Genomic DNA, 20,940 nt, shown 5'->3' with positions numbered 1-20,940 from the left:
CGCCGCGCACCGGGGCGCGCGGTGGCCGCGAGAGGCCTGCTAGGCCTTGACGGGCGCGGGCGCGTCCTGCGCGAGCCGGCCCTCCAGCTCGTGGCTGATCCTGCGCTCCACGAAGAACGCGGCCGTGGGGATCGTGCCGGCCAGCAGCACCCACAGCTGCTTCTTGACCGGCCACTTCGCCTTGGAGCCGAGGTCGAAGGCGAAAATCAGGTACACGACGTACAACCAGCCGTGCGCGATGCTGACCACCTGGGTGAAGTCAGCCGCGCCGCCCAGATCCAGGACGTACTTGCCGATCATGCCGAGGGTCAGCGCGACGAGCAGCACACCGGTGACGTAGGCCATGACCCGGTAGCGGGTCAGCACGCTCTTCTTCATGCCGTCGAGCGTAACGACCCGTTCCGGGAGATCTTGCCCCGGGTCACTCCTCTTCGAAGTCGCCCGCCGAGACGCGCAGCGGCCGCAGCATGGCGAAGATCTCCGCGCACTCCTCCGCGTCGTAGACCCCGAGTCCGAAGTCCATCGCCATCAGGTCGCGGGTGGCCGACTCGACGACCTCGCGGCCCTTGTCGGTGATGCTGGCGAGGGTGCCGCGGCCGTCGTTCGGGTTGGGCCGCTTGCCGACCAGGCCCGCCTTCACCAGCCGGTCCACGGTGTTGGTCACGGACGTGGGGTGCACCATGAGCCGCTCACCGATCTTGGACATGGGCAGCTCGCCGGACTTGGAGAAGGTGAGCAGCACCAGCGCCTCGTAGCGCGCGAACGTCAGCCCGTACGGCCTGACCACCGCGTCGACCTCGGCGAGGAGGATCTGGTGGGCGCGCATGATCGAGGTGATCGCGGCCATGGACGGCACGTTCCCCCAGCGCTGCTTCCAGCGTTCGTCGGCGCGCGCGATCGGATCGAAGGAGAGACTGAGCGGCTTCGGCACGAACCCGACCTTACCGGCCGGTCACATGCTGGTCAGCCCCGTCTCGCCCTTCGGGCGCGCGGGGCCCGGGCAGGCGAGGCCTCCGTGGGGCGGGGGCGGTGACGGAGACGTCGGGGTGCGGGCGGGAGCGGGAGTGGGGGCCTCTTGGCTCGCCCATCAGGACTGGGGCGATCGTGCGACCGGTGGCCGCCTCGACGACGAGAACCCCGGCCCGCAGGGGCCGGGGTTCTCGGGACGGGCCGGGCGGGCCTACTCGGCGAGGTGCCTTTCCACGGTTTCCACCTTGGACGTGAGGCCGTCCGTCACGCCGGGGCGGATGTCCGCCTTCAGGACGAGGGAGACCCGGGGCGCCCGGCGCTCGACCGCGGCGACCGCCCGCCGGACGACGTCCATGACCTCGTCCCACTCCCCTTCGACGGACGTGAACATCGCGTCGGTTCGGTTCGGCAGCCCCGACTCGCGCACCACCCGCACGGCGTCGGCGACGTACTCCCCCACGTCCTCGCCGACCCCGAGCGGCGTCACGGAAAAGGCGACGATCACGCGCCCACCACGCCTTCCTTGCGGGCGCGGGACGCGATGACCGCGTCCTCGGTCTCACGCCGCAGCCGGCGCTCGGCGAAGAAGCCGCCGGCGGGCAGCACCGAGAGGACGAAGTAGAGGGCGGCGGTCTTCAGGGACCACTTCGCGCGGTTCCAGGCGTCCGCCCAGAAGATGACGTAGAGGACGAACAGTGCTCCGTGCACCGCCCCCATCACCGGTACGGCGTTGAAGTCCGTGGTCCGCTTCAGCACCGAGCAGACCAGCAGGAGCAGGAACGAGATCGCCTCGGGTGCCGAGACCAGGCGGAGGCGGCGGATGGCGGTGGCGGTCTTGAGGTCCACGGGTCACCTTCGGTGGGAGAGAAACAGTTTGTGAACACGCGCACAAGCGTCCCGCCCATTGTGGCAAACCGCCCGGGACCCCGGCCCTCAGGGGTGCACTCAGGGACGTTCTCCTCCCACGGGCCCTGTCCCGGGAGCCCGGCCTGCGGCTACCTTCCAGTCGTGGCGATGTTCCGACTTCAGAGCAGCAAGGTGCTCGCCGTCGACATGACCGGGGATGCCGTGAAGGCGAAGAACGGCTCGATGGTCGCGTACGACGGGGAGATGGCCTTCAAGAAGCTCAGCGGCGGCGGCGAGGGGATCCGGGGGATGGTGACCCGGCGGCTGACCGGTGAGCAGATGACGTTGATGGAGGTGAAGGGGCGGGGGACCTGCTGGTTCGCGGACCGGGCCTCCGAGATCAACCTGGTCAGTGTCCGGGGCGACAAGCTCTACGTCGAGTCGAGCAACCTGCTCGCGACCGACGGCGGCCTGCGCACGGGCACGGAGTTCACCGGTCTGCGCGGCGCCTCGCAGGGCAACGGGCTGTTCACGACGACCGTCGAGGGCCACGGCCAGGCGGCGATCATGTCGGACGGCCCGGCGGTGGTGCTGCGGGTGAGCGCGCAGTACCCGCTGACCGTCGACCCGGGGGCGTACGTGGCGCACCAGGGGAGCCTGCGGCAGTCCTTCCAGTCCGGCGTGACGTTCCGCACGCTGCTCGGGGAGGGCGGCGGCGAGGCGTTCCAGATGCGGTTCGAGGGTGACGGGCTGGTGTACGTGCAGCCGAGCGAGCGGAACACGATCGCGGGGGACGTGTGACATGGCCTTCCGGGAGATCAACGGAAAGATGGTCGAGGCGACGGTCGCCCCGGGGCAGCGGCTGTTCAGTCAGCGCGGCGCGATGCTCGCGTACAAGGGCGAGGTGTCCTTCACGCCCAACATGGCGGGCGGCCAGGGCGGGATCATGTCGATGATCGGCCGCCGGGTGGCGAACGAGGACACCCCCCTGATGTCCGTCGAGGGCAGCGGCACGGTGCTGTTCGGGCACGGCGGGCACCACGTCCAGGTGATCCGCCTCAGCGGCGACACGCTCTGCGTCGAGGCGGACCGGCTCCTGGCCTTCGAGGGCACGCTCCAGCAGGGCACGATGTTCCTGGGCTCGCAGGGCGGCGTCATGGGCATGGTGCGTGGGCAGGTCAGCGGCCAGGGGCTGTTCACGACGACGCTGAAGGGGCACGGGGCCGTCGCGGTCATGGCGCACGGCGGTGTCATCGAGATCCCGATCACCCCGCAGCGCCCGGTCCATGTGGACCCGCAGGCCTACGTCGCCCACCACGGCGACGTCCGCAACAAGCTGTCGACGGCGCTGGGCTGGCGGGACATGGTGGGCCGCGGCTCGGGCGAGGCGTTCCAGCTGGAGCTCAGCGGCAGCGGCGCGGTGTACGTCCAGGCGTCGGAGGAGAAGCTGTGAGCACGTACGGAACGCCGGGCGCCGGCCCCGCCGTCTTCGACCCGGCGACGCTGCCGCCGGACGACAACGTCAATCCCTACACCTTCTGCGTGGAGCTCAAGGGGAGCCAGTGGTTCCTGCAGAAGGGGAAGATGATCGCCTACTACGGGTCGATCGACTTCAACGGCGTCGGACACGGCCGGCTGGACGGTCTCGTCCGCACCTCCTTCCATTCGCCACTGCACGCGAGCGACTGGGTGGTGGCGGAGGGCTCGGGCAAGATGCTCCTCGCCGACCGGGCCTTCGACGTCAATTCGTACGACCTCGAGGACGGCAACCTGACCATTCGCTCGGGCAACCTCCTCGCTTTTCAGCCAACTCTGGCACTGAAGCAATCAATCGTGCCGGGTTTTCTGACCCTCATCGGAACCGGAAAGTTCGTGGCCGCGTCAAACGGACCGGTGGTGTTCATGGAACCCCCGATCCGGGTCGACCCCCAGGCTCTGGTCGGATGGGCCGACTGCCCCTCCCCGTGCCACCACTACGACCACGGTTACATGACCGGCGTCATGGGCGGTCTACGTGCACTGACGGGCCTCGGAGGCGCCTCCGGCGAGGAGCACCAGTTCGAGTTCGTCGGCGCCGGGACGGTGCTGCTGCAGTCGTCCGAGACACTGATGGCCGAGCAGGCCACGGGGGCGGTTCCGCATCAGGCCGGCGTGCCCGGCGGCGGGGCTCACGGCCCCCAGACGGGGCAGTCCGGCGTACCGCGCCTTCCCGGACAGCTGGGCGACCTCCAGCGTCGCTTCGGGCTGTGAGCGGTAGTCTGCGGAGTGTGACATCGAACGTCTGCGCACGGCTGTTCGCCAGGTGTGGGCGGTCACACGCCACCCCTCACTAGTTCGCCTTTCAACATTTTAGGTAGACTTCATTCATGGAGACCGAGACGGCCACCCGCTGGCTGACCGATGCGGAGCAGTGCGCTTGGCGCACCCACCTGGAGGTCAACAGGCTGTTGACGTACCAGCTCGAGAAGGATCTGCAGCCGTTCGGCCTGACAATGAACGACTACGAGATCCTGGTGAATCTCTCCGAGTCCGACGACCAGAGAATGCGGATGAGCGACCTCGCCTCCGCCACGCTCCAGTCCAAGAGCCGCCTCTCGCACCAGATCACGCGCATGGAGAACGCGAACCTGGTCCGGCGGGAGAACTGCGAGTCGGACCGCCGGGGGCTCTACGCGGTCCTCACCGACCACGGCATGTCGACGATGCAGAAAGTCGCGCCCCACCACGTGGCCTCCGTACGCAGGCACTTCATCGACCTGCTGTCCCCCGAGGCCCTGGCCGAGCTGGACAAGGGCCTCAAGCCCGTCGCGGAGCACCTGCGCGGCCAGCGCGGGCGCCCGTAGCCGCGCTTCCCGCCGGGGCCTGTCGTCTGGATCATGCCGGCGTCACGGGGCGCCGAGAGGCGCAGTCACTCCCGGCCGACCTGATCCGAACGACATGCCCTAGGCGAGCGGCAGGCGGAGTTCGAACAGGGCTCCGCCTGCGGGCCCCCGCCCCGCCGTGAGGGTGCCGCCGTGCCGGACGGCGACGTCCCGGGCGATGGCGAGCCCCAGCCCGGCACCGCCGTCGTCGCGACTGCGTGCGGCGTCCAGCCGGACGAACCGTTCGAAGATCCGCTCCCGGTCGCCCTCGGGCACCCCGTCACCGTCGTCCGCCACCCCCACCACGGCCCGGTCGCCCTCGCGCCGCACCGTCACGGTGACCGCGGACCGGGCGTGCCGCTGGGCGTTGTCCAGCAGATTGGCGAGCACCCGCCCCAGCTGCCCCCGCGATCCGGCCACCTCCACCGGTTCCGCGTCCACGGTGACACCCGTCCGCCCGTCGGCCTCCTCGCGGGCGAGTGCGGCGAGGTCGACCTTCGCGTCGTTGGGCCGCTCCCCCGCGTCCAGCCGGGCGAGCAGCAGCAGGTCGGCGGCGAGCCGCTGGAGCCGTACGGTGTCCTCCACGGCCCCGTCGAGGTCCAGCAGCTCGGGATGGGCCGCGGCCACCTCCAGCTGCGTCCGCAGCGAGGCGATGGGGCTCCGCAGCTCGTGGGACGCGTCGGCGACGAAACGCCGCTGCCGCTCCACGGAGGTCTCCAGGGCCGCGAGGGTCTCGTTGGTGGTGCTGGCGAGCCGGGCGATCTCGTCGTGCGTGTCCGGCTCCGGAACGCGCCGGGCGAGATCCTCGGAGTGGGTGATCGCGGCCATCTCGCGCCGGATGCCCTCCACGGGCCGCAGGGCCCTGCGGGTGACCAGCCAGGTGACGGCCGCGACGACGGCGAGCAGCAGCGGGAAACCGATCAGCATCACCGTCAGCGCGGTCCGCACGGCCCCGTGCTCGGCGGCCAGCGGGGAACCGGCGTAGACCTTGAGGTGGCCCCGGTCGTGGGTCTCCACCTCGACGGCGGCGAAGCGGTAGTCCTCCGCGTCGCCGTCGATCGTCGCGGACCCGTTGCTGAAGACGCTCTCCCCGGAGATCTCACCGGGTTCCAGTGCCTCGCCCGCGTCATCGGAGTCGTCGTCGTCATCACCGGCGGGACTCGCCGCCGGCTGCGGCTTCACCTGCCCGGTGTCGGTCCCGCTGATCCGCTCCAGATCGTCACTGGCCGCGACCAGTCGCTTGTCCTCGTCGACGACCTGCACCGGCCCGTCGTCGCCGTCCAGCCCCGAGAGCTCGTCGTACGGCGTGCCGGCGGCGAGTTCGGCGGCGACCGCCCGCGCGGAGCGCTCCGCCTGCGTACCGGCCTCGCCGATCAGGTTGGACCGCAGCGACAGCAGCACGGCGGCGCCCGCGGCGACGAGCGCCACCGCGACGACGAGCGTGGCTCCCAGCGTGGCCCGCGCCCGGACGGACCCGAACAGCCGCCTCACGGCGACGTCTCCAGCCGGTAGCCGGCCCCGCGCACGGTCCGGATCAGCCCCGCCCGCAGCTTGCGCCGCAGGGTGCTGACGTACACCTCGACGATGTTGGGATCACCCTCGTACGCGAAGTCCCAGACGTGCTCCAGGATCTCGGACTTGGGCACCACCTCGCCGGCCCGCAGCACGAGCTGCTCCAGCACGGAGAACTCCTTGGCGGTGAGGGTGACCTCGTCCGCACCGAGGAACACCCGGCGCGCCGCGGTGTCCACCTTCAGGTCGCCGTGCACGTGCACGGGCGACGCCCCGGCCCCCTGCCCGCGCCTTCGCAGCAGCGCCTTGACCCGGGCGACGAGCACGACGTACGAGAACGGCTTGGTCAGGTAGTCGTCCGCACCGGTGTCGAGCCCCTCGGCCTCGTCGTACTCGCCGTCCTTGGCCGTCAGCATCAGGATCGGCACCCCGTGGCCCGCGGCCCGCAGGGCGGCGCAGACCCGGTAGCCGTTGAGGCCGGGCAGCATGATGTCGAGGATGACCAGGTCGTACGTGCCCTCCGAGGCCTGGTACAGCCCCTCGCGGCCGTCGTGGACGACGTCCACGGCGTACCCCTCGGCCGTCAGGCCCCTGGCGAGCGACAGGGCCAGCCGCTTCTCGTCCTCCACGATCAACAGGCGCATGCGTAAAGAGTGGCAAAGCCAACCTGAAGATCCCTTCAGGGGCCTTCAGCTTCCTCTCAGCCTCCGTCCGCCAGAGTCGAAGACGTCGAAAACAAAATGACTCGGGAGGAATCCGCATGAAGCGCAACATCGTGATCGCCGCCGTGACCGCCGCCGCTCTGATCGGAGGCGGTACGGCCACCGCACTGGCGACCACGGGAGACGACGGGGGCTCGGCGCGGCAGGCGGCGGACACCCGGCTCGCGAACGACGACGCACAGGACGACCGGGACGACGACGCCGAGCGGGCCTCGTCCGCGGACGTCACGGCGTCCGAGGCCATCGCCTCCGCGCTGAAGCACACGTCCGGCACGGTCGTCTCCGCCGAGCTGGACGACGAGGACGACGGCGGCAAGGTCGTCTGGACGGTCGACGTCCTGGCCGGCGACGACACCTGGCACAGCGTGGACGTCGACCCGGCCAGTGGCAGGGTCCTCGGCTCGCACACCGACGACGAGGACGACACGGCGCAGGTGCGGGCGGCTCTGAAGGGCTCGTCGGTGACGGCCGAGGAGGCCGCGAAGGCTGCCGCCGGCAAGGGCGTCGTGACGTCCGTCGACCTCGACGAGGACGGCGAGGACAGGGCCTGGGAGACCGAGACCCGTAAGTCCGGCGGCGCCGAGCAGGACTGGAAGATCGACCTCGAGTCGGGCAAGGTCACGGCGGACCGCTCCGACGACCAGGACTGATCACCGGCTCCCCCTCTTCACGGCCCCGGCGTCCACAGGGACACCGGGGCCGGGTGGGTCCGCAGCCCGGCGTAGCGGGGTGCCGCTGCGCCCACCCGTGCCGCCCCCAGCGGCACGCATGCCCGCGGCGGCGCGTGCCCGCGGCTGGGCGCGCCACAACGCTCCCGCACCCGCCGTCGTACGCAAGGGACCGTGTCGGGGGGTGTCCGCCCGCAGCGGTTGGCGCGTCAACGGGCAGTCAGTCGGTATGCGGGCCCATCGCGCCGTTCCGAGGACGGACACCCCCCGGCGCGGCCCCGACCCACCACCGGCGCGAAGCCGAAGGCGCGCACCCCCACCCGGCGCGAACCCGAAGACACACACCCCACCCGACGCGAAGCCGAAAGCGCACACCCCCACACCCGGCCCGAACCCGAAAGCGCGCACCCCCACCCGGCGCGAACCCGAAGACGCGCACCCTCACCCGGCGCGAAGCCGAAGCGTCCTCAGCCCTCCGTCAGCCCCGCGACCAGTTCGTCCGCCGCCCGGTACGGATCCAGCTCGCCCGACACGATCCGCTCCGCCAGCGCCCCGAGCCGTCGGTCCCCGTGCAGGTCTCCGATCCGCTCCCGCAGTGCCGTCACCGCGATCGTCTCCACCTCACGCGAGGCCCGGGCCGCCCGGCGCTCCGCGAGGACGCCCCGCTCCTCCATCCAGGCCCGGTGCTTCTCCAGCGCCTCGACGACCTCGTCGACGCCCTCCCCCCGCGCGGCGACCGTCTTCACGATCGGCGGACGCCAGTCGCCCGGCCCCCGGGACTCCCCGAGCCCCAGCATGTGGTTCAGCTCGCGGGCGGTGGCGTCGGCCCCGTCCCGGTCCGCCTTGTTCACGACGTACACGTCACCGATCTCCAGGATCCCGGCCTTGGCCGCCTGGATCCCGTCGCCCATCCCCGGAGCGAGCAGCACGACGGACGTGTCCGCCTGCGAGGCGATCTCCACCTCCGACTGCCCCACACCCACCGTCTCGACCAGGATCACGTCACAGCCGGCGGCGTCGAGCACCCGGATGGCCTGCGGGGCGGCCCACGCCAGCCCGCCCAGATGCCCGCGCGTCGCCATCGACCGGATGTACACGCCCGGGTCGGACGCGTGCTCCGACATCCGCACCCGGTCCCCGAGCAGCGCCCCGCCCGAGAACGGGGACGACGGGTCGACGGCGAGCACGCCGACCCGCCTGCCCTGCTTGCGGTACGCGGTGACCAGTGCCGAGGTCGACGTGGACTTGCCGACCCCGGGCGACCCGGTCAGCCCCACGACGTACGCCCCGCCCGTCAGGGGCGCGAGCGCCGCCATGACCTCCCTCAGCTGCGGGGACGCCCCCTCCACCAGGGAGATCAGCCGGGCCACGGCCCGCGGCCGGCCTTCCCTGGCCTGGGCCACCAGGGTGGAGACGTCCTGCATCACAGCTCCGTTCAGAGAAAGGGACCTGGCCGAGGGACCGGCCGAAAGTGCTCTCAGGCCTTCGGTACCCGCACGATCAGCGCGTCACCCTGCCCGCCGCCACCGCACAGCGCGGCCGCGCCCACACCACCGCCGCGCCGCTTCAGCTCCAGCGCCAGATGCAGCACCAGACGCGCGCCGGACATCCCGATCGGGTGACCCAGGGCAATCGCACCACCGTTGACATTCACCTTTTCGGTGGAAACTCCGAGGTCCTTCATGGACTGCACGGCCACGGCCGCGAACGCCTCGTTGATCTCGATGAGGTCGAGGTCCGAGACCTCCAGGCCTTCCTTCTTCAGGGCGTGCAGGATCGCGTTGGACGGCTGCGACTGCAGCGAGTTGTCCGGCCCGGCCACGTTCCCGTGCGCCCCGATCTCGGCGATCCACTCCAGGCCGAGCTCCTGGGCCTTGGCCTTGCTCATCACGACGACGGCGGCGGCACCGTCGGAGATCTGCGAGGCGGAACCGGCCGTGATCGTGCCGTCCTTGGCGAACGCCGGACGCAGCTTCCCGAGCGACTCGGCGGTCGTGTCACCGCGGATGCCCTCGTCCTTGCTGAACAGCACCGGGTCGCCCTTGCGCTGCGGGATCTCGACGGGCGTGATCTCGGCGTCGAACAGGCCGTTCTTCTGCGCCGCGGCGGCCCGCTGGTGCGACAGCGCGGCGATCTCGTCCTGCTCCGGCCGGGCGATGCCGAGGCGGGTGTTGTGCTTCTCCGTCGACTCGCCCATGGCGACACCGTCGAAGGAGTCGGTCAGACCGTCGTGGGCCATGGCGTCGAGCATCTCGACCGCGCCGTACTTGTAGCCCTCGCGGGACTTCGGCAGCAGGTGCGGGGCGTTGGTCATGGACTCCTGGCCACCGGCGACGACCACGTCGAACTCACCCGCGCGGATGAGCTGGTCGGCGAGCGCGATGGCGTCGAGGCCCGACAGACACACCTTGTTGATGGTCAGCGCCGGCACGTTCATCGGGATGCCGGCCTTGACGGCGGCCTGGCGGGCCGGGATCTGCCCCGCACCGGCCTGGAGCACCTGCCCCATGATCACGTACTGCACCTGGTCGCCGCCGATCCCCGCACGGTCGAGGGCGGCCTTGATCGCGAAGCCGCCGAGGTCGGCTCCGGAGAAGGACTTCAGCGATCCGAGCAACCGACCCATGGGCGTACGCGCGCCCGCGACGATCACCGTGCTGTTCGCTTCGGAAGTTCCAGAAGACATGAGCTGCGATCCCCTTACCGGCTGCACAGCCGAGGAGTGAACGAGGGTTTACTTCGAATGTACTGAGTGGCACTCCGTGCCGTCATCGGGCTGTCGGTGTGATCGCGCGCACGTTGCGTAACCACCTCGGGGGCGCTGCACTGAATCCATGCTGACGCGAATCGACCACATCGGAATCGCCTGTTTCGACCTCGACAAGACCGTCGAGTTCTACCGTGCCACCTACGGCTTCGAGGTGTTCCACTCCGAGGTCAACGAGGAGCAGGGCGTGCGGGAGGCCATGCTCAAGATCAACGAGACGTCCGACGGCGGCGCCTCCTACCTGCAGCTCCTGGAGCCGACCCGCGAGGACTCCACCGTCGCGAAGTGGCTCGCCAAGAACGGGGAGGGCGTCCACCACATCGCTTTCGGTACGGCAGATGTCGACGGGGACGCCGAGGAGATCAAGGGCAAGGGCGTACGCGTGCTGTACGAAGAGCCGCGAGTCGGTTCCATGGGGTCACGGATCACCTTCCTGCACCCCAAGGACTGTCATGGCGTACTGACAGAACTGGTCACTTCGGCGCCCGTTGAGTCACCTGAGCACTGACCCTCGTACATAAGGGCCGGTAGGGTTGGGGGCGGTCGCCGCTCAGTCCAGGGTGACCGCGGTCCCGCCGTGCGACGGCAGGACCACCGGGGTCCGGGTTTCGGGGGACGAGCGTCGGGGCAGCAGCCTCTGCTCCGCCGATGATCTGACACCATTCCCCGGGGGCCCCGTTCGGCGGATGGACGGAGCTCGTTCGGTAAGAGTTTCGACCAGGGGACGGATGGGACCGCGCAGTGCGGGGCTACGAGAGCCAGGAGCGAGAGCCGGCGGCTGACGTCGACCACCTCTCTCGGTTCGAAGCCGAGATGAAGCGGCTGAAGACCGAGCGGGAAAAGGCGATCCAGCACGCCGAGGACCTCGGCTACCAGGTCGAGGTGCTGCGCGCCAAGCTGCACGAGGCGCGGCGGACCATCATGACCCGGCCCTCCTTCGAGGGGGGCGACATCGGCTGGCAGGCCGAGCAGTTGCTCCGCAACGCGCAGGTGCAGGCCGACCAGATCCGGGCGGACGCCGACCGTGAGCTGAGCGAGGCCCGGGCCCAGACCCAGCGGATCCTCCAGGAACACGCAGAGCAGGCGGCCCGGCTCCAGGCCGAGCTGCACCAGGAGGCGGTGACCCGCCGCCAGCAGCTGGACCAGGAGCTGGCCGAGCGCCGTCAGACCGTCGAGTCGCACGTCAACGAGAACGTGGCGTGGGCCGAACAGCTGCGGGCCCGCACCGAGCAGCAGGCCCGCCGGCTGCTGGACGAGTCCCGCGCCGAGGCCGAGCAGGCCCTGGCCACCGCCCGCGCGGAGGCCGAGCGGCTGGCCACCGAGGCCCGGCAGCGGCTGACGAGCGCGGCCGAGGAGGCCCGGGCCGAGGCCGAGCAGATCCTGCGCCGCGCCCGCACGGACGCCGAGCGCCTGCTCAACGCCGCCTCCACACAGGCCCAGGAGGCCACCGACCACGCCGAGCAGCTGCGCACCTCCAGCGCCACGGAGTCGGAGTCCGCCCGCCGCGAGGCCCAGGAGCTGAGCAAGGCCGCCGAGCAGCGGATGGCGGAGGCCGAGGAGGCGCTGCGCAGGGCGCAGACCGAGTCGGAGAAGCTGCTCACGGAAGCCAAGGAGGCCGCCGCCAAGGCCCTGGCGAGCGCCGAGTCGGCGAACGAGACCCGGACGCGCACCGCCAAGGAGCAGGTCGCCCGGCTGGTCGAGGAGGCCACGAAGGAGGCCGAGAACACCAAGTCCGAGGCCGAGCAGATCGTCGCCGACGCCAAGGCCGAGGCCGAGCAGATCGTCGCGCAGGCCTCCGAGAAGGCCCGCACGCTCACCGCCGAGGAGACCGCGACCCAGCTGTCCAAGGCGGCCCGTACGGCCGAGGAGGTCCTCAACAAGGCGTCGGAGGACGCCAAGAAGACCACCAAGGCCGCGGCTGAGGAGGCCGAGCGGATCCGCTCGGAGGCCGAGGCCGAGGCGGACCGGCTGAGGGCCGAGGCGCACGACATCGCCGAGCAGCTCAAGGGCGCGGCGAAGGACGACACCAAGGAGTACCGCGCCAAGACGGTCGAGCTGCAGGAGGAGGCCCGCCGACTGCGCGGCGAGGCCGAGCAGCTGCGGGCGGACGCGGTCGACGAGGGCGAGAAGATCCGCGCCGAGGCCCGCAAGGAGGCCGTGGCGCAGATCGAGGAGGCGGCGAAGTCCGCCGAGGAGCTGCTCGCCAAGGCCAAGGCGGACGCGGACGAGCTGCGTACGACGGCCCAGGCGGACAGCGAGAAGGTCCGCACCGAGGCCATCGAGCGGGCGACGACCCTGCGCCGTCAGGCCGAGGAGACCCTCCAGCGCACCCGGCAGGAGGCCGAGCGGCACCGCGAGGAGGTCGTCGAGCAGGCCGAGGCGCTCAAGGAGCAGGCCGAGCGGGCGGCCCGGGAGCTGCACGAGGAGACCGAGCGGGCCATAGACGCCCGTCGCGCCGAGGCCGCCGAGGAGCTGACGCGGCTCCAGACGGAGGCGGAGGAGCGGCTGACGGCCGCCGAGCAGGCGCTGTCGGACGCCCGTGAGGAGGCCGCGCGGATCCGCCGCGAGACCGCCGAGGAGAACGAGCGGCTGCGCGCCGAGGCCGCCGAGCGGATCCGTACGCTCCAGCAGCAGGCCGAGGCGGAGGCCGAGCGGCTGCGTGACGAGGCCGCGTCGGACGCGTCCGCGGCGCGCGCCGAGGGCGAGGCCGTGGCCGTACGGCTGCGCTCGGAGGCGGCGAGTGAGGCCGAGCGGCTGAAGTCGGAGGCGCAGGACAGCGCCGACCGGGTGCGTGCGGAGGCGCAGGCCGCCGCCGAGCGGCTCGCCACGGAGGCGTCCGAGACACTGGCCGCCGCCCAGGAGGAGGCCAACCGGCGCCGCCGCGAGGCCGAGGAACTCCTCGGCAGCGCCCGCCAGGAGGCCGACCAGGAGCGCGAGCGGGCCCGCGAGCAGAGCGAGGAGCTGCTGGCCTCGGCGCGCAAGCGCGTGGAGGATGCGCAGACCGAGGCCGTCCGGCTGGTCGAGGAGGCCGACCGGCGGGCCACGGAGATGGTGTCCGCGGCCGAGCAGCACGCCCAGCAGGTCCGCGACTCCGTCGCCGGGCTGCACGAGCAGGCCCAGGAGGAGATCACCGGGCTGCGCTCCGCCGCCGAGCACGCGGCTGACCGTACGCGCCGGGAGGCCCAGGAAGAGGCGGACCGGGTCCGCTCCGACGCCTACGCCGAGCGGGAGCGGGCGAGCGAGGACGCGGGCCGGCTGCGGCGCGAGGCACACGAGGAGACCGAGGCCGCCAAGGCCCTCGCCGAGCGGACGATGTCCGAGGCGGTCTCGGAGGCGGAGCGGATCCGCGCGGACGTCGCCGAGCACGCCCAGCGGGTGCGCACGGAGGCGTCGGACGCGATCGCCGAGGCGGAGCAGAGCGCCTCGCGCACCCGGGCGGACGCGCGCGAGGACGCCAACCGCATCCGGTCGGACGCGGCGACGCAGGCGGACGCGCTCATCGCCGAGGCGCGCAGCGAGGCGGAGCGGCTCACCACCGAGACGGTCCAGGAGACCGACCGGCTGCGGATGGAGACGGTCACCGAGGCCGAGCGGGTCCGCACGGAGGCCTTGTCCGAGGCCGAACGGGTCCGGTCCGAAGCGGCCGCGGAAGCCGAGCGGGTACGGTCCGAGTCGGCCGCCAAGGCCGACCAGCTGGTCACGGAGGCCACCGGCGAGGCCGAGCGGCTGCGGGCCGAGGCCGCCGAGACGGTCGGCTCGGCGCAGCAGCACGCCGAGCGGATCCGCCGCGAGGCCGAGCGCGTCAAGACCGACGCCGAGGCGGAGGCGGAGCGGCTCGTCGGCAGCGCGCGCGAGGAGGCCGACCGCACCCTGGACGAGGCCCGCAAGGACGCCAACAAGCGGCGCTCCGAGGCGGCCGAGCAGGTCGACAAGCTCATCACGGAGACCACGGCCGAGGCGGACAAGCTGCTGAGCGAGGCCCAGCAGCAGGCGCACAAGACCACGGCGGAGGCCGAGTCGCAGGCCGACACGATGGTGGGCGCGGCCCGTACCGAGGCCGACCGGCTGGTGTCCGAGGCGACGGTCGAGGGCAACTCCATGGTGGAGAAGGCCCGTACGGACGCGGACGAGCTGCTGGTCGGCGCGCGCCGGGACGCCACGCAGATCAGGGAGCGTGCCGAGGAGCTGCGCGACCGCATCACCTCCGAGATCGAGGAGCTGCACGAGCGGGCCCGCCGTGAGTCGGCCGAGACGATGAAGTCGGCGGGCGACCGCTGCGACGCGCTCGTCAAGGCGGCCGAGGAGCAGCTCGCGAAGGCGCAGGCCAAGGCGAAGGAGATCGTCTCGGAGGCCAACTCCGAGGCGGGCAAGGTCCGTATCGCCGCGGTGAAGAAGGCGGAGGGGCTGCTCAAGGAGGCCGAGCAGAAGAAGACCACGCTGGTCCGGGAGGCCGAGGAGCTCAAGGCCGAGGCGATCCGCGAGGCCAAGCGCACGGTCGAGGAGGGCAAGCGCGAGCTGGAGGTCCTGGTCCGCCGCCGCGAGGACATCAACGCGGAGATCTCCCGTGTCCAGGACGTCCTGGAGGCGTTGGAATCCTTCGAGGCACCCGCCGGCTCCAAGGACAACGGAGTCAAGGCGGGCGCGACGGTCGGCGCACCCCGATCGGGTGGCAAGTCCTCGGACGGCTAGCGGTCCGGCGAGGCGGGCGAGTCCGATTCCAGGGCCATCCGGGGGCTTTGACCAGGTTTTGGCAAGCGATCCGCCGCTTAGCCACTCAAAAGGGGTCTCATTTTCCAGATCAAACGCGCATCCGCTCGATGACACACCGTTTCGGCCCCTAGGATTCCACCTATCACCTCACCGGTCTCATTCGACAGGAACCCCATGAGCGACACTTCCCCCTACGGCTTCGAGCTTGTGCGGCGTGGGTACGACCGCGCTCAGGTGGACGAACGTATCTCCAAGCTCGTCTCCGACCGTGACAGCGCTCTAGCCCGCATCACCGCTCTGGAAAAGCGCATCGAAGAGCTCCACCTCGAGACGCAGAACGCCCAGGCCCAGGTCACCGACGCCGAGCCGTCGTACGCGGGTCTCGGCGCGCGCGTGGAGAAGATCCTCCGCCTCGCCGAGGAAGAGGCGAAGGACCTGCGCGAGGAGGCCCGGCGCGCGGCCGAGCAGCACCGCGAGCTCGCCGAGTCGGCCGCCCAGCAGGTGCGCAACGACGCCGAGTCGTACGCGGCGGAGCGCAAGGCGAAGGCCGAGGACGAGGGTCTGCGGATCGTCGAGAAGGCCAAGAGTGACGCTTCCCAGCTGCGTGCCGACGCGCAGAAGGACGCGCAGTCCAAGCGTGAGGAGGCGGACGCCCTCTTCGAGGAGACCCGCGCCAAGGCCGCGCAGGCCGCCGCCGATTTCGAGACGAACCTCGCCAAGCGACGGGAGCAGTCCGAGCGCGACCTGGCCTCCCGTCAGGCCAAGGCCGAGAAGCGCCTCGCGGAAATCGAGCACCGTGCCGAGCAGCTGCGCCTGGAGGCCGAGAAGCTGCGCACGGACGCCGAGCGCCGCGCCCGCCAGACGGTGGAGACGGCCCAGCGCCAGGCCGAGGACATCGTGGCCGACGCCAACGCCAAGGCCGACCGCATCCGTTCGGAATCCGAGCGGGAGCTCGCGGCCCTCACCAACCGCCGCGACAGCATCAACGCCCAGCTGACCAACGTCCGCGAGATGCTCGCGACGCTCACGGGCGCCGCGGTGGCCGCCGCCGGTACGCCGGCCGAGGACGAGCCGGTCTCCCGTGGGGTCCCGGCACAGCAGTCCCGGTAACACGCGGGCATACGGAGGCTGAATCTCCGCAAAGCCCTCTGCCGCCCGGGTGGCAGAGGGCTTTGTCCCGTTCTAGCGTGGCGGGCATGATTGAGCTGGAGGGGCTGACCAAGCGGTACGGCGAGAAGGTGGCGGTCAACAACCTGTCGTTCACCGTGAGACCGGGCATCGTCACCGGTTTCCTGGGGCCGAACGGCGCGGGCAAGTCGACGACCATGCGGATGATCCTGGGTCTCGACCACCCGACCGCGGGCGACGTCCGTATCGACGGCAAGCGCTACGAACAGCTCAAGGACCCGCTGACGTACATCGGCGCCCTGCTGGAGGCCAAGGCCTGGCACGGCGGGCGCACCGCCTACAACCATCTGCTGTGCCTCGCCCAGAGCAACGGCATCCCGCGCAGCCGGGTGCGTGACGTGCTGGAGACGGTCGGTCTCACCGCGGTCGCGAAGAAGAAGACCAAGGGCTTCTCGATGGGCATGGGGCAGCGGCTCGGCATCGCGGCCGCGCTGCTCGGCGACCCGCGGATCCTAATGTTCGACGAGCCGGTCAACGGCCTCGACCCCGAGGGCATCCACTGGATCCGCACCTTGATGAAGTCGCTCGCGACGCAGGGCCGGACCGTGTTCGTGTCCTCTCATCTGATGAGCGAGATGGCGCTGACGGCCGAGCATCTCGTCGTCATCGGGCAGGGCCGGCTCCTCGCGGACACCTCCATGGCCGACTTCATCGCGCGCAACTCGCGGTCGTACGTCCGGGTCCGCAGTCCGCAGCGGGAGCGGCTGCTCGATGTGCTGCACCAGGCGGGGATCGTGGCCGTGGAGCGCGGCGACGGGGTGCTGGAGGTGGACGGCGGCAAGGCGGAGCAGATCGGTGAGCTGGCGGCGCAGCACCGTCTCACGCTGCACGAGCTGAGTCCGCAACAGGCTTCGCTGGAGGAGGCGTTCATGCAGCTGACGGCGGAGTCGGTGGAGTACCACGCACACAGCGGGACGAGCGCGACGAGCCCCGAGCCACCGCGGCAGCAGTGGGGCGACGGCTGGAAGAGGGGCTGAGGCATGGCGGTGACGCAGGTCGTCCGGTCGGAGTGGACCAAGATCCGGTCGGTGGCATCCACGGTGTGGACACTTTCGCTGGTGGTGGTCGTGACGGTCGCCCTCGGCATGCTGATCTCGGCGCTGTCCAAGAACGAGTTCGACTCGATGAACGCTCAGGACCGGGCGGAGTTCGACCCGACGTTCATCAGTTTCGCGGGGATGAGTCTCGGTCAGCTCGCGATGATCGTGTTCGGGGTGCTCGTCGTGTCGAACGAGTACAGCACCGGCATGATCCGCACCTCGCTGGCCGCGGTGCCGCAGCGGGGGTCCTTCCTGTTCAGCAAGATCGCCGTCGCCAGTGGGCTCGCGCTGCTGGTCGGTCTCGTCACCAGCTTCGCCGCCTTCTTCCTGGGGCAGGCGATGCTGGGCCCGCACCGGGCGGAGATCGGCGATTCGGGGGTGCTGCGGGCGGTGCTCGGCGGGGGCCTCTACATGGCGCTGATCGCGATGTTCTCCATGGGCGTCGCCGCGATGCTGCGCTCGCCGATGCTGTCGCTGGGCATCCTGATGCCGTTCTTCTTCCTGATCTCGAACATCCTGGGCAACGTCGACGCGACGAAGAAGGTCGGCCGGTTCCTCCCCGACCAGGCCGGCAGCAAGATCATGCAGGTGGTCACGCCGATCGGCGACGACACCCCGTACGGACCGTGGGGCGGCCTCGGGATCATGGGGCTGTGGGTGCTCGCGGCGCTCGCCGGCGGCTATGTGCTGCTGAAGAAGCGCGACGCCTAGGTCGTGTCCGCACAGTCCCGTAGTCCGCCCGGCGGCAGGCGGGACTGTATGGCGACCTCGGTGTCGCGCAGGCATGGCGTGACCTTTTACCTCCTCTTGGCCGGAACCGTCAGCGCCTCGATATCCTCCTAACCCTTACGGGGGCGTGTGCCCCGCTGTCCTGAACCTTGCGATGGGTGCGGAGCATGATCGAAGCAGTCGGCCTGACGAAGCGCTACGGCGACAAGACCGCTGTGTACAACCTTTCCTTCCAGGTGCGGCCCGGGGCCGTCACCGGCTTCCTCGGGCCCAACGGATCGGGCAAGTCGACGACGATGCGCATGATCCTCGGCCTGGACAACCCGACGGCCGGGCAGGTGACGATCGGCGGCTATCCGTACCGCAGGCTGCCCAACGCCGCCCGTCAGGTCGGCGCCCTGCTGGACGCCAAGGCGGTGCACGGCGGCCGCTCCGCCCGCAACCACCTGCTGTCCCTGGCCCAGCTCTCGGGCATCCCGGCCCGGCGGGTGGACGAGGTGCTCGGCGTGGTCGGTCTGCAGGACGTGGCCAAGAAGCGGTCCAAGGGCTTCTCGCTCGGCATGGGACAGCGGCTCGGCATCGCGGCGGCGCTGCTCGGCGACCCGCAGGTGCTGCTGTTCGACGAGCCGGTCAACGGCCTCGACCCCGAGGGCATCCTCTGGGTGCGCAACCTGATGAAGGCGCTGGCGGCGGAGGGCCGTACGGTCTTCGTCTCCTCCCACCTGATGAGCGAGATGGCGCTGACGGCCGATCACCTCATCGTCATCGGGCGCGGCCAGCTGCTGGCCGACATGAGCGTCACCGACTTCATCTCGGCGAACTCCGCGGACTTCGCACGGGTGCGCACGCCCGACACCGAGCCGCAGCAGCGCGAGAAGCTGTCGGCCGCGCTGACCGAGTCGGGCGGGCACGTGCTGCCCGAGCAGGACGGCGCGCTGCGCGTGACGGGGCTGGCCCTGCCGCGCATCAGCGACATCGCGCACGATCACGGAGTACGGCTGTGGGAGCTGTCGCCGCACCAGGCCTCCCTGGAGGAGGCGTACATGCGCATGACCCAGGGCGCAGTCGACTACCGCTCGACCATCGACCAGAAGGAAGGGCTCCAGCAGCCGCTGCCGCCCGGCGCGCAGCCGCCGATGCCGGTGCCCGGGCAGGGCCAGCCGGGCTGGTACGCCCCGCCGCCGCCCCAGCAGGGCGGGCAGCCGTTCGCGCCCCAGGGCGCACCGGGTCAGGCGCCGGCGGGCCCGTACGGTTCCGCCCAGGGCGCTTCCGGGCCGGGCACGGCCAACCCGTACGCACAGCCCGCACCCCAGACGCCCCCGGTGCCCCAGGACGCTCCGCAGGGCGCCGCCGGGCCCGGGCCGGGTCAGGCCCCCGCGGCCGCCCCGCCCGCGCCGCAGAGCGCTCCGCAGCCCGCGGCCCAGCCGGCCGCCGCGCCCGCGCAGCCCGCCGCCGCGCCGTCCGCGCCCACCGCCGCCCCGACTCCCGACCTGACCAAGCCCGAGGACGCCCGATGAGCAGCCCCCAGTCCCAGATGCCGCAGGCCGCGCCCGCCTGGCAGGCGGCACCCGGAACCTCGTTCCCGCCCGGCTACACCTCGCCGATCCCGGTCGTGCGCACGCACCTCGGGCACGCCGTCGCGTCCGAGTGGACGAAGATCAGGTCGGTGCGCTCCACCCTGTGGACGCTCGGGGTGTTCGTCCTGCTCGTCATCGGCATCGGCACGCTGACCGGCGTGGTGGTGGCCGAGTCCGACCCGTCGCTGGACGGCGAGAGCCCCCTCGGCCTGGGCTTCTTCGGGTTGCTGCTGGGCAGCATGTGCATCATCACGCTGGGCGTGCTGACCACCGCCTCGGAGTACGGCACCGGCATGATCCGCACCACGATGGTCGCGTGCCCGAGCCGGGGCCGGGTGCTGGCGGCGAAGGCCGTGGTGTTCTTCCTGACCGCGTTCGTCGTGACGCTGGTGTCCGCGTCGCTCGTGGCCTTCATGCATGTGGCGATGCTGGAGGGCGACGGCGCCAAGTCCCCCTCCGGCGGCGAGTGGCTCAAGGGCACGGTCGGCATCTCGCTCTACATCGCGCTGCTGGGCCTGCTCTCGCTCCTGGTCGGCTCGATCATCCGGCACTCGGCGGGCGCCATCACCATCATGATCGGTGCCGTCCTGGCCCCGCTGGTGATCGCCCTGTTCATGTTCTCGGAGTCCCTCCAGGACGTGCGCGACGCCCTGTTCGAGTACTCGATCCCGAACCAGCTCAGCGTCTTCTACGCCAACTCCCTCAGCCAGTCCGGCCCGTCCGGCTGGGACCCGCTGTGGATCATCCTCGGCGTCACGGCCGTCGCGTTCGCCGGCGCCTTCCTGCTGCAGGAGAAGCGGGACGTCTGAGACCGTTCAGAATTTCGGCGCGTTACGGGACCGCCGCACCCCCGGGGTGCGGCGGTCCCGCGCGTTCCAGCAGGCCTTGTGCCAGTGCCGCCGGTCGTCGACGCCCGTGTGCTCGGACCAGGCCACCACGTGCGGCACCCCGTCGGGGATCAGCTGGTCGCAGCCCGGGCAGCGGTAGGACTTGCCCTGTGCGCTCGCGCCGGCCACGTGCCGCACGCTCCAGTTCTCGCCCTGCCAGTTCTCCGAGGACTGCCAGCCGCCGTAGCGGCCGGGGCGGTCGTCCTCGGCGCTCCGGCCGGATTCAGCGGCGCCCTTGGGTCGGTTGCGACGCGGGGACACGGGACACCTCTCGGGGCTATACAGGAAGCACGGGCCGCGTCCAGCCTACGCGGCGCGCACAGGGGTACGCGTACGGCGCGGATCGCCCGCGGTGCCTCGCGGCCCGGCGGACATGGCCCCTTGTTCCTCTGCCCCCGACCGCCGACGGAACGACCCATTCTGCAGACAATCCGCAAAATACTCCGCCCGGCCGTGTCCTCGGC

At 71.3% G+C, this 20,940-nt stretch carries 21 protein-coding genes; 12 read left to right on the top strand and 9 right to left on the bottom strand.

Annotation, left to right across the window (positions count from 1 at the left end; translation table 11 throughout):
* Positions 1 to 39: 39 nt before the first annotated feature.
* From ACIQU3_RS19780 to ACIQU3_RS19765, 4 genes are all read right to left on the bottom strand, one after another.
* Positions 40 to 378, bottom strand: a complete 339-nt coding sequence (locus ACIQU3_RS19780; RefSeq protein WP_403744152.1) for a DUF3817 domain-containing protein — start codon at positions 376 to 378, stop codon at positions 40 to 42.
* Positions 379 to 421: 43 nt separating this feature from the next.
* Entirely contained in the window at positions 422 to 931 is a 510-nt protein-coding gene (locus tag ACIQU3_RS19775) for a MarR family winged helix-turn-helix transcriptional regulator (RefSeq protein WP_403744155.1), read from the bottom strand.
* A 249-nt stretch (positions 932 to 1,180) separates the two neighbouring features.
* Positions 1,181 to 1,474 carry an MTH1187 family thiamine-binding protein gene (locus ACIQU3_RS19770; protein ID WP_030854324.1) on the bottom strand — a complete coding sequence of 98 codons (294 nt, stop codon included), beginning with the start codon at positions 1,472 to 1,474 and terminating at the stop codon, positions 1,181 to 1,183.
* Positions 1,471 to 1,815 (bottom strand): DUF3817 domain-containing protein, encoded by a 345-nt coding sequence (locus ACIQU3_RS19765; protein WP_234848108.1) that lies wholly within the window; start codon positions 1,813 to 1,815, stop codon positions 1,471 to 1,473. Before ACIQU3_RS19765 ends, ACIQU3_RS19770 begins: the two co-directional genes overlap by 4 nt.
* 168 nt (positions 1,816 to 1,983) lie before the next feature.
* Between ACIQU3_RS19765 and ACIQU3_RS19760 the strand changes: the two genes are divergently transcribed.
* The 4 genes from ACIQU3_RS19760 (at position 1,984) to ACIQU3_RS19745 (ending at position 4,658) form a co-directional block, all read left to right on the top strand.
* Positions 1,984 to 2,616, top strand: a complete 633-nt coding sequence (locus tag ACIQU3_RS19760) for an AIM24 family protein (RefSeq protein ID WP_403744183.1) — start codon at positions 1,984 to 1,986, stop codon at positions 2,614 to 2,616.
* A 1-nt stretch (position 2,617) separates the two neighbouring features.
* Positions 2,618 to 3,268, top strand: a complete 651-nt coding sequence (locus ACIQU3_RS19755; RefSeq protein WP_403744160.1) for an AIM24 family protein — start codon at positions 2,618 to 2,620, stop codon at positions 3,266 to 3,268.
* Positions 3,265 to 4,065 carry an AIM24 family protein gene (locus tag ACIQU3_RS19750; protein ID WP_403744162.1) on the top strand — a complete coding sequence of 267 codons (801 nt, stop codon included), beginning with the start codon at positions 3,265 to 3,267 and terminating at the stop codon, positions 4,063 to 4,065. The genes ACIQU3_RS19755 and ACIQU3_RS19750 overlap by 4 nt, the downstream gene beginning before the upstream one ends.
* Positions 4,066 to 4,181: 116 nt before the next feature.
* Complete coding sequence (locus tag ACIQU3_RS19745; protein ID WP_403744164.1) at positions 4,182 to 4,658, top strand: MarR family winged helix-turn-helix transcriptional regulator; 477 nt, start codon at positions 4,182 to 4,184, stop codon at positions 4,656 to 4,658.
* 99 nt (positions 4,659 to 4,757) lie between these two features.
* Here ACIQU3_RS19745 and ACIQU3_RS19740 read toward each other — a convergent pair whose 3' ends face one another.
* Together ACIQU3_RS19740 and ACIQU3_RS19735 are read right to left on the bottom strand one after the other, a co-directional pair.
* Positions 4,758 to 6,167, bottom strand: a complete 1,410-nt coding sequence (locus ACIQU3_RS19740) for a sensor histidine kinase (protein WP_403926705.1) — start codon at positions 6,165 to 6,167, stop codon at positions 4,758 to 4,760.
* The gene (locus ACIQU3_RS19735) at positions 6,164 to 6,832 is read right to left on the bottom strand and encodes a response regulator transcription factor (RefSeq protein WP_403926702.1); all 669 of its coding nucleotides are present in this window, start codon (positions 6,830 to 6,832) and stop codon (positions 6,164 to 6,166) included. Before ACIQU3_RS19735 ends, ACIQU3_RS19740 begins: the two co-directional genes overlap by 4 nt.
* A 116-nt stretch (positions 6,833 to 6,948) precedes the next feature.
* Between ACIQU3_RS19735 and ACIQU3_RS19730 the strand changes: the two genes are divergently transcribed.
* A complete protein-coding gene (locus tag ACIQU3_RS19730; protein ID WP_403926699.1) occupies positions 6,949 to 7,560 on the top strand; it encodes a PepSY domain-containing protein in 612 nt (203 codons plus the stop codon).
* A 485-nt stretch (positions 7,561 to 8,045) separates the two neighbouring features.
* Here the strand turns inward: ACIQU3_RS19730 and meaB are convergent, their stop codons facing one another.
* Together meaB and ACIQU3_RS19720 are read right to left on the bottom strand one after the other, a co-directional pair.
* On the bottom strand, positions 8,046 to 9,002 hold the full coding sequence (gene meaB / locus ACIQU3_RS19725; RefSeq protein ID WP_385661473.1) for a methylmalonyl Co-A mutase-associated GTPase MeaB: 957 nt from the start codon (positions 9,000 to 9,002) through the stop codon (positions 8,046 to 8,048).
* 53 nt (positions 9,003 to 9,055) lie between these two features.
* Positions 9,056 to 10,264 carry an acetyl-CoA C-acetyltransferase gene (locus tag ACIQU3_RS19720; protein ID WP_403926697.1) on the bottom strand — a complete coding sequence of 403 codons (1,209 nt, stop codon included), beginning with the start codon at positions 10,262 to 10,264 and terminating at the stop codon, positions 9,056 to 9,058.
* Between the two features lie 148 nt (positions 10,265 to 10,412).
* Here ACIQU3_RS19720 and mce point away from each other — a divergent pair, with 148 nt between their 5' ends.
* The 7 genes from mce to ACIQU3_RS19685 all read left to right on the top strand — a co-directional run bounded on the left by mce (position 10,413) and on the right by ACIQU3_RS19685 (position 20,398).
* Positions 10,413 to 10,853 (top strand): methylmalonyl-CoA epimerase, encoded by a 441-nt coding sequence (gene mce / locus ACIQU3_RS19715; RefSeq protein ID WP_031107947.1) that lies wholly within the window; start codon positions 10,413 to 10,415, stop codon positions 10,851 to 10,853.
* Positions 10,854 to 11,086: 233 nt separating this feature from the next.
* On the top strand, positions 11,087 to 15,034 hold the full coding sequence (gene scy / locus ACIQU3_RS19710) for a polarized growth protein Scy (protein WP_403744175.1): 3,948 nt from the start codon (positions 11,087 to 11,089) through the stop codon (positions 15,032 to 15,034).
* A 195-nt stretch (positions 15,035 to 15,229) separates the two neighbouring features.
* Positions 15,230 to 16,165: a cellulose-binding protein gene (locus tag ACIQU3_RS19705; protein ID WP_403744177.1), complete on the top strand. Its 936-nt coding sequence runs from the start codon at positions 15,230 to 15,232 to the stop codon at positions 16,163 to 16,165.
* Positions 16,166 to 16,251: 86 nt separating this feature from the next.
* Positions 16,252 to 17,220 (top strand): ABC transporter ATP-binding protein, encoded by a 969-nt coding sequence (locus ACIQU3_RS19700; protein WP_403926694.1) that lies wholly within the window; start codon positions 16,252 to 16,254, stop codon positions 17,218 to 17,220.
* A gap of 3 nt (positions 17,221 to 17,223) precedes the next feature.
* On the top strand, positions 17,224 to 17,994 hold the full coding sequence (locus ACIQU3_RS19695; RefSeq protein WP_403744181.1) for an ABC transporter permease: 771 nt from the start codon (positions 17,224 to 17,226) through the stop codon (positions 17,992 to 17,994).
* Between the two features lie 185 nt (positions 17,995 to 18,179).
* Positions 18,180 to 19,529, top strand: coding sequence for an ATP-binding cassette domain-containing protein (locus ACIQU3_RS19690; protein ID WP_403926691.1), 1,350 nt, complete (start codon positions 18,180 to 18,182; stop codon positions 19,527 to 19,529).
* Complete coding sequence (locus tag ACIQU3_RS19685) at positions 19,526 to 20,398, top strand: ABC transporter permease (RefSeq protein ID WP_403741001.1); 873 nt, start codon at positions 19,526 to 19,528, stop codon at positions 20,396 to 20,398. The genes ACIQU3_RS19690 and ACIQU3_RS19685 overlap by 4 nt, the downstream gene beginning before the upstream one ends.
* Before the next feature lie 6 nt (positions 20,399 to 20,404).
* On the opposite strand, the gene ACIQU3_RS19680 is transcribed toward ACIQU3_RS19685, so the two are convergent.
* Positions 20,405 to 20,737, bottom strand: a complete 333-nt coding sequence (locus ACIQU3_RS19680) for an ATP/GTP-binding protein (protein ID WP_403740996.1) — start codon at positions 20,735 to 20,737, stop codon at positions 20,405 to 20,407.
* Positions 20,738 to 20,940 lie beyond the last annotated feature (203 nt).

The sequence above is a fragment of the Streptomyces sp. NPDC101110 genome (assembly GCF_044759525.1).
Taxonomy (GTDB): domain Bacteria; phylum Actinomycetota; class Actinomycetes; order Streptomycetales; family Streptomycetaceae; genus Streptomyces.
This window is presented reverse-complemented; position numbering and strand designations above follow the sequence as displayed.